Source organism: Pseudomonas sp. AF32 (assembly GCF_022342325.2).
GTDB classification, from domain to species: Bacteria; Pseudomonadota; Gammaproteobacteria; order Pseudomonadales; family Pseudomonadaceae; genus Aquipseudomonas; species Aquipseudomonas uvaldensis.
The window spans coordinates 362,710-376,551 of record NZ_RQJK02000001.1; the positions used below are offsets into that span (position 1 = coordinate 362,710).

General features: G+C 61.4%; 12 protein-coding genes. 2 read left to right on the forward strand and 10 right to left on the reverse strand.

Annotation, left to right across the window (positions count from 1 at the left end):
• Nucleotides 1-5: 5 nt before the first annotated feature.
• From EGM97_RS01810 to kdgD, 5 genes are all read right to left on the reverse strand, one after another.
• On the reverse strand, nucleotides 6-947 hold the full coding sequence (locus EGM97_RS01810; RefSeq protein WP_238961588.1) for an AEC family transporter: 942 nt from the start codon (nucleotides 945-947) through the stop codon (nucleotides 6-8).
• A gap of 254 nt (nucleotides 948-1,201) precedes the next feature.
• The gene (garD, locus tag EGM97_RS01815; protein ID WP_238961589.1) at nucleotides 1,202-2,755 is read right to left on the reverse strand and encodes a galactarate dehydratase; all 1,554 of its coding nucleotides are present in this window, start codon (nucleotides 2,753-2,755) and stop codon (nucleotides 1,202-1,204) included.
• Nucleotides 2,756-2,768: 13 nt separating this feature from the next.
• Nucleotides 2,769-4,133, reverse strand: a complete 1,365-nt coding sequence (locus tag EGM97_RS01820; protein ID WP_238961590.1) for an MFS transporter — start codon at nucleotides 4,131-4,133, stop codon at nucleotides 2,769-2,771.
• 85 nt (nucleotides 4,134-4,218) lie between these two features.
• Nucleotides 4,219-5,664, reverse strand: coding sequence for an aldehyde dehydrogenase family protein (locus EGM97_RS01825; protein ID WP_238961591.1), 1,446 nt, complete (start codon nucleotides 5,662-5,664; stop codon nucleotides 4,219-4,221).
• A 68-nt stretch (nucleotides 5,665-5,732) separates the two neighbouring features.
• Entirely contained in the window at nucleotides 5,733-6,644 is a 912-nt protein-coding gene (kdgD, locus tag EGM97_RS01830) for a 5-dehydro-4-deoxyglucarate dehydratase (RefSeq protein ID WP_238961592.1), read from the reverse strand.
• A gap of 367 nt (nucleotides 6,645-7,011) precedes the next feature.
• Here kdgD and EGM97_RS01835 point away from each other — a divergent pair, with 367 nt between their 5' ends.
• A complete protein-coding gene (locus tag EGM97_RS01835; protein WP_238961593.1) occupies nucleotides 7,012-7,395 on the forward strand; it encodes a hypothetical protein in 384 nt (127 codons plus the stop codon).
• 282 nt (nucleotides 7,396-7,677) lie between these two features.
• On the opposite strand, the gene EGM97_RS01840 is transcribed toward EGM97_RS01835, so the two are convergent.
• From EGM97_RS01840 to EGM97_RS01855, 4 genes are all read right to left on the reverse strand, one after another.
• Entirely contained in the window at nucleotides 7,678-8,424 is a 747-nt protein-coding gene (locus tag EGM97_RS01840; RefSeq protein WP_238961594.1) for a FadR/GntR family transcriptional regulator, read from the reverse strand.
• A 212-nt stretch (nucleotides 8,425-8,636) separates the two neighbouring features.
• On the reverse strand, nucleotides 8,637-10,364 hold the full coding sequence (locus EGM97_RS01845; protein ID WP_238961595.1) for an ABC transporter ATP-binding protein/permease: 1,728 nt from the start codon (nucleotides 10,362-10,364) through the stop codon (nucleotides 8,637-8,639).
• Nucleotides 10,365-10,451: 87 nt separating this feature from the next.
• Entirely contained in the window at nucleotides 10,452-11,012 is a 561-nt protein-coding gene (locus EGM97_RS01850; protein ID WP_053152217.1) for a response regulator transcription factor, read from the reverse strand.
• Nucleotides 11,005-12,267 (reverse strand): ATP-binding protein, encoded by a 1,263-nt coding sequence (locus EGM97_RS01855; RefSeq protein ID WP_238961596.1) that lies wholly within the window; start codon nucleotides 12,265-12,267, stop codon nucleotides 11,005-11,007. Before EGM97_RS01855 ends, EGM97_RS01850 begins: the two co-directional genes overlap by 8 nt.
• 208 nt (nucleotides 12,268-12,475) lie before the next feature.
• Between EGM97_RS01855 and EGM97_RS01860 the strand changes: the two genes are divergently transcribed.
• Nucleotides 12,476-13,192, forward strand: a complete 717-nt coding sequence (locus EGM97_RS01860) for an SIMPL domain-containing protein (protein ID WP_238961597.1) — start codon at nucleotides 12,476-12,478, stop codon at nucleotides 13,190-13,192.
• A gap of 132 nt (nucleotides 13,193-13,324) precedes the next feature.
• On the opposite strand, the gene EGM97_RS01865 is transcribed toward EGM97_RS01860, so the two are convergent.
• Entirely contained in the window at nucleotides 13,325-13,786 is a 462-nt protein-coding gene (locus EGM97_RS01865; RefSeq protein ID WP_238961598.1) for a DUF6124 family protein, read from the reverse strand.
• Nucleotides 13,787-13,842 lie beyond the last annotated feature (56 nt).

Genomic DNA, 13,842 nt, shown 5'->3' on the forward strand with positions numbered 1-13,842 from the left:
CCAAGCTAAATCCACCCGCCCCACTGCAACAAAAAGATCCCGACGTTGGTGGTGATCGCCGCCATCAACGTGGTAATGACGATGATCGCCGCCGCCAGTTCGTGGTTGCCCTCGGCCGCGCGGGCCATGACGAAGCTGGCGGCGGCGGTGGGGCTGCCGAAGTACAGGAACAGAATCCCCAGCTCCGCGCCGCGAAAGCCCCAGAGCCAGGCGCCGAGTGTGGTGATCACCGGCAGGCCGACCATCTTCACCAGGCTGGAACTCAGGGCCATCTTGCCGCTCTTGCGCAGGGCCGCCAGGGACAGCGTGCCGCCGATACAGATCAACGCCAGGGGCAAGGTCATCTGCGCCAGGTACTTGCCCGAGGTCTCGAGCCAGTTCGGCAGGCCGATCTGCCAGTAGGCGAACGGTGCAGCGGCGATCACGCTGATGATCAACGGGTTGCTGATCACGCTTTTGCAGATGCTCCAGGGGTCGGACTTGATCACCGGGCTATAGACCGCCAGCACAATGGTCGACAGGGTGTTGTAGAACAGGATCACCAGCGCCGCGAGGATGGCCCCGAGGGAAATCCCATAGTCGCCATACATGCTCGCCGCCAGCGCCAGGCCGATCACGCCGTTGTTTCCGCGAAACGCGCCCTGGGTGTAAATGCCGCGATCCTGACGCGGACAACGCCAGATCGCCCAGCCCCAGGCCATGGCGAAACTCACCAGGGTCGCAATGGAAAAATAGATCAACAGGTCCGGCTGTAATGCCGCGTGCAGATCGGCGTGCAAGATGCCCAGGAACAGCAGCGCCGGCATGGTGACGTTGAACACCAGTGACGAGGCGATGTGGATGAAGTTGTCATTGATCCAGTAGACGCGCTTGAGCAACACCCCCAGAAACAACATGGCAAACACCGGCGCGGTGATGTTCAGGGTTTCGAGGAAAATTGCCAGCATGCCGGGGGACCTTTGGAGAGGGTGTCGTTAGGTAGCTAATGATAAGCCACTTACGGCATTGGCGTCTGGTGATTACTGAGGGAGCGTGGGAGGTCACAGAGTCTGTGTCCGCCGCAGCCCTCCTGTGGGAGCGAGCCTGCTCGCGATGGCGGTGGTTCGGTTGACATAGATGTCGCATCTACAGCCGCTATCGCGAGCAGGCTCGCTCCCACATTGGATATCCGGCGAGCGCAAGATCTGCTCTCGCCCCCCGATCAGGTTATCGGTGCCGGGTTGAACAGGGTGATGTCGTTGAACAGTTTGTGCTGTTCGGCCCAGGTCTTCTTCTTGCCGCTGGCCACGTCCAGGTAGTAGTGGAACAGCTCCCAACCCAACTCTTCGATCGTCGCCCGTCCCGTAGCGATCCGGCCGGCGTCGATGTCGATCAGGTCCGGCCAGCGCTGGGCCAGTTCGGTGCGGGTCGAGACCTTCACCACCGGCGCCATCGCCAAACCGTACGGTGTGCCGCGACCGGTGGTGAACACGTGCAGGTTCATCCCCGCGGCCAACTGCAAGGTGCCGCAGACGAAATCGCTGGCCGGCGTGGCGCAGAAGATCAGGCCCTTTTGCTTGAAGCGCTCGCCCGGACCGAGCACGCCGTTGATTGCGCTGCTGCCGGACTTGACGATCGAGCCCAGGGACTTCTCGACGATGTTCGACAACCCGCCCTTCTTGTTGCCAGGCGTGGTGTTGGCGCTGCGATCGGCCTCGCCCTTGGCCAGGTACCGGTCGTACCAGTCCATTTCGCGCACCAGCTCCTCGGCGACTTCCCGGGTTTGCGCCCGGGAGGTCAGCAAGTAGATCGCGTCACGCACTTCGGTGACTTCGGAAAACATCACCGTCGCGCCGGCGCGCAGCAGCAAGTCCGAGGCATAACCCAAAGCAGGGTTGGCGGTGATACCGGAAAACGCATCGCTGCCACCGCATTGCATGCCCAGGATCAGCTCAGAGGCCGGCACGGTTTCGCGGCGGCGCTGGTCGAGCTTCTTCAGGCGAGTCTCGGCCAGCTCCATGATCTGCTCGATCATTTCGGTGAAGCCGTGGCTGGAATCCTGCAAGCGATACAACCACGGCTCACTGAGGTCCACCGAGCTGTCGTTGTCGTGCATCACCTGCCCGGCCTGCAATTTCTCACAGCCCAGGCTGATCACCAGGGCTTCGCCGCCCAGGTTCGGGTTGCGCGCCAGGTTGCGTACGGTGCGGATCGGGATGTACGCGTCGGTGGCTGTGATCGCCACGCCACAGCCATAGCTGTGGGTCAGCGCCACCACGTCATCGACATTCGGGTACTTGGGCAGCAATTCGTCCTTGATGCGCTTGACGGCGTGGTCCAGCACACCGGTCACGCACTGCACCGTGGTGGTGATGCCGAGGATATTGCGCGTACCGACGGTGCCGTCGGCGTTGCGGTAGCCTTCGAAGGTATAGCCCTCCAGCGGCGCATCGGCCGCCGGCACGTCGGTGGACAGCGGCAAGCTGTCCAGCGGCGGTGCGGTCGGCATGCGCAGCTGGTCTTCCTTGACCCAGCTGCCACGGGGGATCGGCTGCAATGCATAGCCAATGACCTGGCCGTAGCGAATTACCTCGCCGCCCTCGGGAATGTCCTGCAACGTGACCTTGTGACTCTGAGGCACAAAGTCCACGGTGACCAGGCCATCCGGGAACTCGGTCCCGGCCGGTACGCCCTGGTCGTTGACGACGATCACCACGTTGTCCCGCTCGTGCAAGCGGATGTAACGGGGTGAGTCGGCATGTTCAATCAATTGCATTGCTGCCGCTCCTTCAGGATTTGGCTTCAGACAGACTGGAGATGCCGGCATCCTTGGCCGTTGGTTCCTTGAGCACGACACGCTTGATCGGCCCGACGATGACCAGGTAGCTGAACACCGCCATCAGCGCGTTGCAACCAACGAACACCAGGGCCCATTTGAACGAACCGGTGGAGCTGATGATGTAACCGATGACGATCGGCGTAGTGATCGACGCCAGGTTGCCGAAGGTGTTGAACAGGCCACCGCTCAGGCCGGCGATCTGTTTTGGCGAGGTGTCGGACACCACGGCCCAGCCCAGCGCACCCACGCCTTTACCGAAGAAGGCCAGGGCCATGAAGCCCACCACCATCCATTCGATGTCCACGTAGTTGCACGCCACGATGCTGCTGGACACCAGCAGCCCGCCAATGATTGGCGCTTTGCGGGCGAAGGTCAGCGAATGGCCCTTGCGCAGCAGGTAATCGGAAATCACCCCGCCCAGCACACCCCCGATGAACCCGCAGATGGCCGGCAAGGAGGCGATGAAACCGGCCTTGAGGATGGTCATGCCGCGTTCCTGCACCAGGTACACCGGGAACCAGGTCAGGAAGAAGTAGGTGATGCCGTTGATGCAATATTGGCCCAGGTACACGCCCAGCATCATGCGGTTGGTCAACAACTGGCGGATGTAATCCCACTTCGGACCGTCGGCTTTCTTTTCCTTGCCTTTGTCCTGGTCCATGTCGACCATCGCACCGTTGGCGGCGATGTGATTGAACTCGGCTTCGTTGATCATCGGGTGTTGACGCGGGCTGTAGATCACCTTCAACCAGATCAGCGAGAACACGATGCCGATCACGCCCATCACGATGAACACATGCTGCCAGCCGAAGCGATAGACGATCCAGCCCATCAGCGGGGCGAACAACACGGTGGCGAAATATTGCGCCGAGTTGAAGATCGCCGAGGCGGTGCCGCGTTCTGCGGTCGGGAACCAGGCGGCGACGATCCGTGCGTTGCCCGGGAAGGACGGCGCCTCGGCCAGCCCAACCAGGAAGCGCAGCATGAACAGCGCAACCACAGCCGTGGACATGCCGAATTCACCGACATAGCCTTGCAGCACGGTGAACAGCGACCAGGTAAAAATGCTCAGGGCATAGATTTTTTTCGAGCCGAAACGGTCGAGCAGCCAGCCGCCGGGAATCTGCCCGGCCACGTAGGCCCAGCCGAAGGCGGAGAAGATATAACCGAGGGTGACCGCGTCGATGCCGAGGTCTTTTTGCAGGCTGGAGCCTGCGATGGCGATGGTGGCGCGGTCGGCATAGTTGATCGTTGTCACTACAAACAGCATGAGCAGGATCAAGTAGCGGACGTGCGTCGGCTTGGTCGCTTGCATGTAACAGTACTCCCACTATTTATTTTTATGCGGGTCAGCAGATTGTACGGCCAGGACTGGATCACCAGCCCGGCCGGTGTTGCGTTTACGAACCGATGTAGGCGGTTTTCACCACGGTGTAGAACTCTTGTGCGTAGCGACCTTGCTCGCGCGAACCATAGGACGAACCTTTGCGCCCGCCAAACGGCACGTGGTAATCCACGCCGGCGGTCGGCAGGTTGACCATCACCATGCCCGCCTGGGAATGGCGCTTGAAGTGGTTGGCGTACTTCAAGGAGGTGGTGGCGATACCGGCCGACAGACCGAACTCGGTGTCGTTGGCCATCGCCAGCGCCGCCTCGTAGTCCGCCACGCGCACCACGTTGGCGACCGGGCCGAAGATCTCTTCACGGCTGATGCGCATCGAGGCTTCGCTGTCGCTGAACAGCGTCGGCGCCAGGAAGTAACCTTCGGTGTCGCAGGTCACCAGGCCACCACCGCTGACCAGCCGTGCACCTTCGCTCTGGCCGATGTCGATGTACTTCAGGTCCTGGTTGAGCTGGGCTTCGGAGACGACCGGGCCGATGTCGGTACCGGCCTTCAATGCGTGGCCAACCTTGATCGACTGCATGCGCTCGGCCATGGCCGCGACGAATTTGTCGTGGATGCCGGCGGTCACAATCAGGCGACTCGAAGCCGTGCAACGCTGGCCGGTAGAGTAGAACGCACTCTGCACTGCCAGTTCGACGGCCTGCTTGAGGTCGGCATCGTCGAGGATGATCTGTGGGTTCTTGCCACCCATTTCCAACTGCACCTTGGCCTGGCGCGACACGCAGCTGACAGCGATCTGCCGGCCCACGCCCACGGAACCGGTGAAGCTGATACCGTCGACTTTCGGGCTGTTGACCAGGATGTCACCGACCACACGGCCGCTGCCCATCACCAGGTTGAACGCACCGGCCGGGAAACCGGCGCGGGAAATGATCTCGGCCAGGGCCCAGGCACACCCCGGAACCAACTCGGCCGGCTTGATCACCACGCAGTTGCCGTAGGCCAGGGCCGGGGCGATTTTCCACGCCGGAATCGCAATCGGGAAGTTCCACGGGGTGATCAGGCCGACCACGCCCAGGGCTTCACGGGTGACTTCGACGTTGACGCCCGGACGCACCGACGGCACATAATCACCGGACAGGCGCAGGCATTCACCGGCGAAAAACTTGAAGATGTTGCCGGCGCGGGTCACTTCGCCGATGGCTTCGGGCAGGGTCTTGCCCTCTTCCCGAGCCAGCAGTTGGCCAAGTTCTTCGCGACGGGCGAGGATCTCGCTGCCGACTTTGTCCAGCGCATCGTGACGGGCCTGGATGCCCGAAGTCGACCAGGCCGGGAACGCAGCACGGGCAGCTTCGATGGCGGCATTGACTTGAGCTGCGTCAGCCTTGGCGTATTCACCGATGACATCGGACAAGTCAGATGGGTTGATGTTGGTGCAATAGTCGGCACCGGCTACCCACTGACCGTTGATGTAGTTATCGAAACGCTTTGCATCTGCCACGGATGCTCCTCCTTACAAAAAGCCTTACGTAGAAAGCCGCTGATTGCTCAGCGGCCTCGTCGGGTCTGTTATTGCTTGCCTTGCTTGTCGATCAGCGCGGCCAGGGCTTCGTATTCTTCCGGCAGCAGGTCGGTCAGCGGCGTGCGCACAGGGCCTGCGTCGTAGCCGGCGATCTTCGCACCGGCCTTGACGATGCTCACGGCATAACCGGCCTTGCGATTGCGGATATCCAGGTAAGGCAGGAAGAAGTCGTCGATGATCTTGCCGACGGTGGCATGGTCGTCACGGGCAATGGCGTTGTAGAAGTCCATCGCGGTTTTCGGGATGAAGTTGAACACCGCCGAGGAGTAGACCGGCACGCCCAGAGCCTTGTAGGCCGCAGCGTAGACTTCAGCGGTCGGCAGGCCGCCCAGGTAGCTGAAACGATCGCCGAGGCGACGACGGATCGACACCATCAATTCGATGTCGCCCAGACCATCCTTGTAGCCGATCAGGTTCGGGCAGCGCTCGGCCAGTTGCTCCAGCTGAACCGCGTTCAGGCGGCAAACGTTGCGGTTGTACACCACCACGCCAATCTTCACCGATTTGCATACGGCTTCAACGTGGGCGGCAACACCGTCCTGGCTGGCTTCGGTCAGGTAGTGCGGCAGCAGCAACAGGCCCTTGGCCCCCAGACGCTCGGCTTCCTGAGCGTATTCGATGGCCTGACGGGTGGCACCGCCGACACCGGCGAGGATTGGCACGCTGGTGGCGCAGGTATCGACGGCGGTCTTGATGACTTGGGAGTACTCACTGGCGGCCAGGGAGAAGAATTCACCGGTGCCGCCCGCTGCGAACAGTGCGGAGGCGCCGTACGGGGCCAGCCACTCGAGGCGCTTGATGTAGCTGTCGCGATTGAAATCGCCTTGGGCTGTGAAATCGGTGACCGGGAAAGACAGCAGGCCAGACGAGAGGATGGACTTCAGTTCTTGTGGATTCATTATTCGAACACCCTGGGACGCAAATTTGTGTGTGTATGAGGTTAAGCTTCGGCCAGAAGTTGTAGGTCATCGTACAACTTAAAATGTAGACGTCAACTGTATTTCGTCTTTTGTGACTCGTCGAATCCCGCGCGTTGGCCGCCAAGCCCTCTGGATCAAGACTTTGCGCGTTGCCGCAAGGCTGATGAAACTTGTCGGTCAATGCCGGGGACCGCTCATCGCCACTGTCAACTCTGCCAGTAGGCGCGGTGGCGGCAAGCAGGCATAACCCAACAATGGCCGAGCAATCGCCCGGCCGGCTGTTTTGACATCCAACAGTGAGTTGCCCGTACGCGACGGTCACGGCCGCCTCACAGGGAGAGACACCATGTCGAACTTTGCGCTGCCTATCCTCACTCAGTTCTCAGGTAACCAACCCGCCGAGAAGGTCACGATCAACCTGTCGAAGCTGGGGGCCAATCTGGAAGTCCAGATTCCTGATTCGAATGAAATCTCCGCCGATTGGTCGGTCTATCCGATCCTCGGCGCCAACAAGGACTATCCCGAATGGTCAGGCCAGCACGTGGCTGCCGGCACCTGGGACGATGCCAACGACGGCATGGTGAAACTGACGGGGCTGAAAGTCACCGTGCCCAAGGCTGAACTGCAAAAGTATCTGGGCCGACAGGTTGAACTGCGCTACCGGTTTGCCAGTGAGTCGGGGTATGACTTGTATTCCGATCCGTCGGTGAAGTTGAAGGTCGAGCCGTAGGTGCTCACGTACGGGAACGGCTGACCCACCGTCTTCGCGAGCAAGCCCGCTCCCACAGGGGATTTTTGGCGGACCGTCAGTTCGGTGATCGCCGCGGTCAACTGTGGGAGCGGGCTTGCTCGCGAAGAGGCCGCCACATCCAACATCTTCATTGACTGACCCGCCGCCATCGCGAGCAGGCTCGCTCCCACAAGGGGATCTGTGGCGGACCTCAGCTCAGTGGCCGCCGCGATCAATGTGGGAGCGAGCCTGCTCGCGATAGCGATGGATCGGCTGGTTAGATCAACCCTGGGCCTGCGCCTCTTCATGAGCCTGGCGCAGCCGTTCGCGACTGTTGGTCAGGTGCAGGCGCATGGCCGCACGGGCGGCGTCGGAGTCCTGGCGGGCGATGGCCTCATAGATTTCCTCGTGCTCGCGGCTCAGACGGTCCATGTAGTGCTGCTGGTCATCGTGGGCCAGGCGCGCCGAATTCACCCGGGTACGCGGGATGATGCTGGTGCCCAGGTGGGTCATGATGTCGGTGAAATAGCGGTTGCCGGTGGACAGGGCGATTTCCAGGTGGAAGGCGAAGTCCGAGGCCACGGCGTCGGTGGCGTGAGCCGCGCTTTCGTTCAACGCGTCGAGGGCGGCGCGCATGGTCGCCAGTTGCTCGTCGGTGCGGCGCTGGGCCGCGAGGCCGGCGGATTCTACTTCCAGGCTGATACGCAGTTCCAGAATCGCCAGCACATCGCGCAATGTGACCACCGTGGCCGGATCGATTCTGAATCCGCTCGGGCTGGGCGTGTCCAGCACGAACGTGCCGATGCCGTGGCGGGTTTCCACCTGCCCTGCCGCCTGCAAGCGGGAAATCGCCTCGCGCACCACCGTGCGGCTGACGCCGTGGGCCTCCATGATCGCCGACTCGGTGGGCAGTTTATCGCCGCGCTTGAGCACGCCGTCGCGAATCTGCTCGGACAGCACCGTCACCAGCTCCTGCGCCAGGCTGCGGCGCTTGCGGGGAAGGCGTGGGACGTCGATCGGTTTTTCCATGGGTCTGTGTCTCGGGCAGGCGGCTGAATGCGCATCATCATAGCGCAACGTGGTTGTACGATCACTTTCTGCGCAATCTCGTCTGCAGACCGAGGCGCCGCTATCGCGAGCAGGCTCGCTCCCACAGGGGTTCGGGCACCCCGCATTCACTGTGAGAGCGAGCCTGCTCGCGATGAAAACACCTCGGTGTAGCAGTTGAACCCCGGATTGCTTCAGGCGGTCACGGCATGCTCCACCAGTTGGCCACCTTCAATGCGCACCTGTCGCGGATGGAAACGTTTCAAACTGCTTCGGTGGCCGACGCTGACGATGCTCAGCCCTGGCAACTGGTCGATCAGCGCTTGATACAGCGTCGCCTCGTCTTCCTCGTCCATCGCCGACGTGGCTTCGTCCATGTACAGCCACAGCGGCGCATAGAGCAAGGCACGGGCAAACGCCAGGCGCTGTTGTTCGCCGGGCGAGAGCATGCGCTGCCAGTGGTTGCTTTCATCCAGCCGCGAGATCAAGTGTGGCAGGCGGCAGGTTTCCAGTACCTGTGCATAACGTTCATTGGGGTAGACGTCCCCGGGCTGTGGATAACTCAGCACTTCGCGCAGGCTGCCAATGGGCAGATAGGGTTTTTGCGGCAGGAACAAATACCGCGCCGCCGGCAACAGGATGCGTCCGTGGCCGGTGGGCCACAGATGTCCCATCGCCCGGAACAGCGTGGATTTACCGCTACCGGAACGGCCGCCTAGCATCACTCGCTCACCCGGCGCTACCGTCATGTCGGCGTTGGAGAGCAAGTGTCGGCCATCGGCCACATCCAGCCCCAGGCCTTTCACTTGCAGCAGATTGCCTTGGCTTTCCACGTCGATGGCCGGCACGCGATCTTCGTTATCGCTCATGGCCTGGCGGAAGCTCAGCAGACGATCACACGTGGCGCGCCACTCGGCGAGTTGGGCGTAGGCATCGATGAACCAGCTGAAGTTCTCCTGCACGTTGCCGAACGCCGAGTTGATCTGCATGAGCTCACCCAGCTGGATCTTGCCGGCGAAGTAGCGCGGGGCGGCGACGATAAAAGGAAAGATGATTGCGATCTGACCGTAGCCGGAGGTGAAGAAGGTCAGCCGCTTGGACACCCGCATGATGTCCCAGAAATTATGCCAGACCAGGCCAAAACGCCCGCTCAGGCGCCGGTTCTCGTTGGGTTCGCCGTTATACAGCGCAATGCTCTCGGCATTCTCGCGCACCCGCACCATGGAGAAACGCAGGTCCGCCTCGAAGCGTTGCTGGTTGTTGTTCAGGCCGATCAGACGCCGGCCGATCAGGTGTGTCAGCCAACTGCCCACCGCGGCATACACCAGGGCGCACCAGAACATGTAGCCCGGGATCGTATAGCCGAACACTTCGATGCTGCCCGACACGCCCCACAGGATGATCGAGAACGACACCAGGCTGACCACGGTGCGCAACAATCCCAACCCCAGGCCGAGGGTGTTGGTGGTGAAGCTGTTGAGGTCTTCGGAAATCCGCTGGTCCGGGTTGTCGGTATAGCCGCCCTGCTCCAGCCGGTAGTAATTCTTGTCCTTTAGCCAACGCGCAAAATGCTGCTCGGTGAGCCAGGCCCGCCAGCGGATAGTGAGCATTTGCGTCAGGTACAAGCGATACACCGCCCCCAGGATCGCCACCGCGGCGATGCCACAGAAGTACAGGATCAGTTGCCAGAATGCCGTGTCGTTCTTCTCTTGCAGGGCATTGTAGAAATCCTTGTACCAACTGTTGATCCAAACCGAAATCGCCACGCTGAACAACGACAGCGCAATGACGGCGATCAATAGCGTCCAGGCCTTGCCCTTCTCCTCGCTACGCCAGTATGGCGTGGTCATTTGCCAGACACGGCGGAAAAACTGTCCGCGCACCGCGTCATTGACCGCGGAATATTCAGCGTTCTGATTCATGGTTAGAGCCCGATAAAAACAATCGGGCCGATCATAGAGCATCGGCCCGATTTATCGCGAGGGGGACAACATCCGTTCAGCGCAGGTTCAGCGACGCACGGGGCGCTTCTGCAATTTGCGCTGCAAGGTACGCCGGTGCATGCCCAAGGCGCGGGCGGTGGCGGAAATGTTGCCTTCGTGCTCGGTCAGCACCCGCTGGATGTGCTCCCATTGCAGGCGGTCCACCGACATGGGGTTTTCCGGCACCAGGGAATCAAGGTCGGCGTGTTCGGACAGCAGCGCGGCCAGGACGTCATCGGCATCCGCCGGTTTGCACAGGTAATTGCAGGCGCCGCGCTTGATGGCCTCGACCGCCGTGGCGATGCTCGAATAACCGGTGAGGATCACCACGCGCATTTCCGGGTCCAGCTCCAACAGCTTGGGCAGCAATACCAGGCCCGAGTCGCCGTCCATTTTCAGGTCCAGGGCCGCGTAGTCCGGCAGGTCGGCCTGGGCGATGGTCAGGCCCTCTTCGGCGGAACCTGCGGTGCTGACGCGAAACCCGCGACGGGACATGGCCCGGGCCATGACGCGGGTGAACGTGGCGTCGTCATCTACCAGCAACAGGTGCGGCAGTTCTTCGCCGTCGACTTGGATCTCGTCACTCATATTCGTCTCCTCGGTCGGCACGAGGCAGGCGCAGCTCGGTGAGCGTGCCGCCTCCCTCATGGGGGTAGAGTTTCACCGAGCCGCCGGCGCGTGTCACGCTGGCCTTGCTCAAAAACAGGCCAAGGCCCAGACCTTTGCCCTTGGTGGTAAAGAAAGGCTTGCCGATCTGCTCGGCAATCGCCAGCGGCACACCGGCGCCATGGTCACGGATGCAGATGGTCAGTTCGTAGTCATTCCAGTCCAGCGCCACCTCCAGGCCTTCGGGGCAGGCATCGGCAGCGTTGTTCAACAGGTTCAATAAAGCCTGGGTCAAATCCGGCGGCGGCGCCATGCGTGGAACCACACCCTTGCCCAAGTGCTGCAAGCGATAACTGGCTTCAGGGCGCATCAGGTGCCAGCGGTTCAGGGCTTCGTCCAACCAGAAAGTCACCGCTTGCATGTCGATGTCCAGGCGCCGGTTGGCCTCGGCGGCGCGCACCAGGTATTGCAGGGTTTCCTTGCAGAGCTTGACCTGATCCTGCAGCACACTGAGGTCGTCCTGCAGCGCCGGGTCGGAGTGATCCTGGCGCATTTCCTTGAGCAGCACGCTCATGGTTGCCAACGGCGTGCCCAACTCATGGGCAGCGCCAGCGGCCTGAGTCGCTACGGCCAGCAATTGCTCGTCCCGCAAGCCTTCCTCACGGCGAATGGCCCGCAGTTCTTCCTGACGGCGCAACTCCTCGGCCATGCGTGCGGCGAAAAACGTGATGACCGCCGCGGCCAGGGCGAAACTCAGCCACATGCCGTAGATTTGCAGGTTTTCGCGGGCGATGGGAAAGGTTTCCAGCGGATAGAAGCGCGCCAGCAACAGGGTATACAGCGCCAGGGCGATGCCGGACAGGATCAGCGAATAACGCCAGGGCAATGTCACCGCGGCGATGGTCAGCGGCACCAGGTAATAGGACACGAAGGGGTTGGTGGAACCACCGGAGAAATACAGCAGTGCGCTGTGGATAAACAAATCGCAGGCCAACTGCACCGCGTACTCCAGTTCGGTCACCGGCCAGGACGTACGCAAGCGAACCGCCGTCAGCGCGCACAGGACCGATGAACAGGCCAAAGTGATCGCCAGCTGAAGCCAGGGCAGCGGCAGCAACTGGAACCAATAGGCAAGCCCCACCGACCCAGCCTGGGCCGCCAGGACCAGGATACGGATAAACGTCAGGCGCCAGAGGTTCTGGCGAGAGGCGGAAGTCATTTGCAAAGGGACGAGCATGAGCTCTCCTGATGAGCGCTCCAGGCGGATCGCACGGAGTATACCCAAGGCGCGGCTGACACAGGCAGATATGCGGCAAAGCGCCACAGGAGCAGCTGCAAGCTGCAAGCTGCAAGCTGCAAGCTGCAAGCCAGAGGCTAGACTTACACTCTTTTACTTGCAGCTTGAAGCTTGCCGCTTGAAGCTGCTCCTTTTCCAAGGAGCTTTCATGCACACGTTCCGCCGCCACGTCGCCCTGCTCGCCCTCAGCCTAGGCACCGTCGCCAGCCTGCCGGCCCTGGCCGCCGACGAGCTTCACTACAACCAGATATCTCTGCGCGCCGAAGCCAGCCAGGAAGTGGCCCGCGACCTGATGATCGTCACCCTCTACACCGAGGAACAGAACACCGACCCGGCCAAACTCGCCGCCGCCATCAGCACCACGCTGAACAAGGCTATCGGCCAGGCCAAGCAGGTCAAGGACATCACCCTGCGCCAGGGTAGCCGCAACAGCTACCCGATCTACGACGGCAAAGGCCAGAAAATCACCGGCTGGCGCGAACGCGCCGAATTGCGCCTGGAAAGCGCCGACTTCGCCGCCCTGTCCAAGCTCACCGGTGAACTGCTCACCGACATGAAAATGGGCGGCATGGACTTCGCCATCTCCACCGCCACCCGCCAGAGCGGCGAAGACGCCCTGCTCAAGGACGCCGTCGCCGCCTTCAAGGCCCGCGCCCAGCTCGCCACCGAAGCCCTGGGTGGCAAGGGCTACAAGATCGTCAGCCTGAACCTCAACACCAACGGCTATCCACAACCCTACATGCGCGCCCCGATGATGATGAAATCCGGCTCCATGGACGCCGAGTCGGTCACGCCTGACGTAGAAGCCGGCACCAGCAAGGTGAGCATGACGGCGGATGGGTCGGTTGAGGTGTTGATGCAGTGATGCGCCGAAGGAGAGATCCAGTTCAGTAGTGCCTTTTGTGGCGAGGGGATTTATCCCCGCTGGGCTGCACAGCAGCCCCAAAGGCAGCGACCTCAATCATACTGGCACATCGAGGTGTCAAGGTTGGGTCTGCTACGCAGCCCAGCGGGGATAAATCCCCTCGCCACAGACCGGACTGGCCGGTGTCTCAAGCCGATCCAACGCCTTATCCACCAGCAACTGGCACAACTCCACCAACTGATGAATACCCAGCGCCACGCTGCGACGCGTGCCATCCACCTCGAAAGCCAGATCCTCGGCCATGGCCTTAACCGAAGCCAGGGTTTCGGAGGTGCTGGTGAGCAGCGTGTCGGCATCGGCCTTTGCGGTCACTGAAAACAGACTGTCGATGCGTGGATCAGTGTTTTGTTCAGGTGGCTTGGGGTTGAGGTAATGACTCAAGACCCGCTCGACGGTGGCGCGGTTTTTGAGCAGTTCTTCGATGGCGTCGAATCGTGGCGACAGAAAAAGGTTAGAGAGCGCATTTCCGAGGGACAACCTTAAAAAGTTGTTGGATGTTTCGTCACCGGTAGTAATCGTTCCTACGTACCTCATGGCTAGCTACCTCAGACCAGGCATGCAAAGTCGAACTGTGGGAGCGAGCCTGCTCG

Coding starts and splice junctions, on each gene's coding strand:
- EGM97_RS01810 (WP_238961588.1), bottom strand. CDS start 947: ATGCTGGCAATTTTCCTCGAAACCCTGAACATCACCGCGCCGGTGTTT.
- garD (WP_238961589.1), bottom strand. CDS start 2,755: ATGCAATTGATTGAACATGCCGACTCACCCCGTTACATCCGCTTGCAC.
- EGM97_RS01820 (WP_238961590.1), bottom strand. CDS start 4,133: ATGCAAGCGACCAAGCCGACGCACGTCCGCTACTTGATCCTGCTCATG.
- kdgD (WP_238961592.1), bottom strand. CDS start 6,644: ATGAATCCACAAGAACTGAAGTCCATCCTCTCGTCTGGCCTGCTGTCT.
- EGM97_RS01835 (WP_238961593.1), top strand. CDS start 7,012: ATGTCGAACTTTGCGCTGCCTATCCTCACTCAGTTCTCAGGTAACCAA.
- EGM97_RS01840 (WP_238961594.1), bottom strand. CDS start 8,424: ATGGAAAAACCGATCGACGTCCCACGCCTTCCCCGCAAGCGCCGCAGC.
- EGM97_RS01845 (WP_238961595.1), bottom strand. CDS start 10,364: ATGAATCAGAACGCTGAATATTCCGCGGTCAATGACGCGGTGCGCGGA.
- EGM97_RS01850 (WP_053152217.1), bottom strand. CDS start 11,012: ATGAGTGACGAGATCCAAGTCGACGGCGAAGAACTGCCGCACCTGTTG.
- EGM97_RS01855 (WP_238961596.1), bottom strand. CDS start 12,267: ATGCTCGTCCCTTTGCAAATGACTTCCGCCTCTCGCCAGAACCTCTGG.
- EGM97_RS01860 (WP_238961597.1), top strand. CDS start 12,476: ATGCACACGTTCCGCCGCCACGTCGCCCTGCTCGCCCTCAGCCTAGGC.
- EGM97_RS01865 (WP_238961598.1), bottom strand. CDS start 13,786: ATGAGGTACGTAGGAACGATTACTACCGGTGACGAAACATCCAACAAC.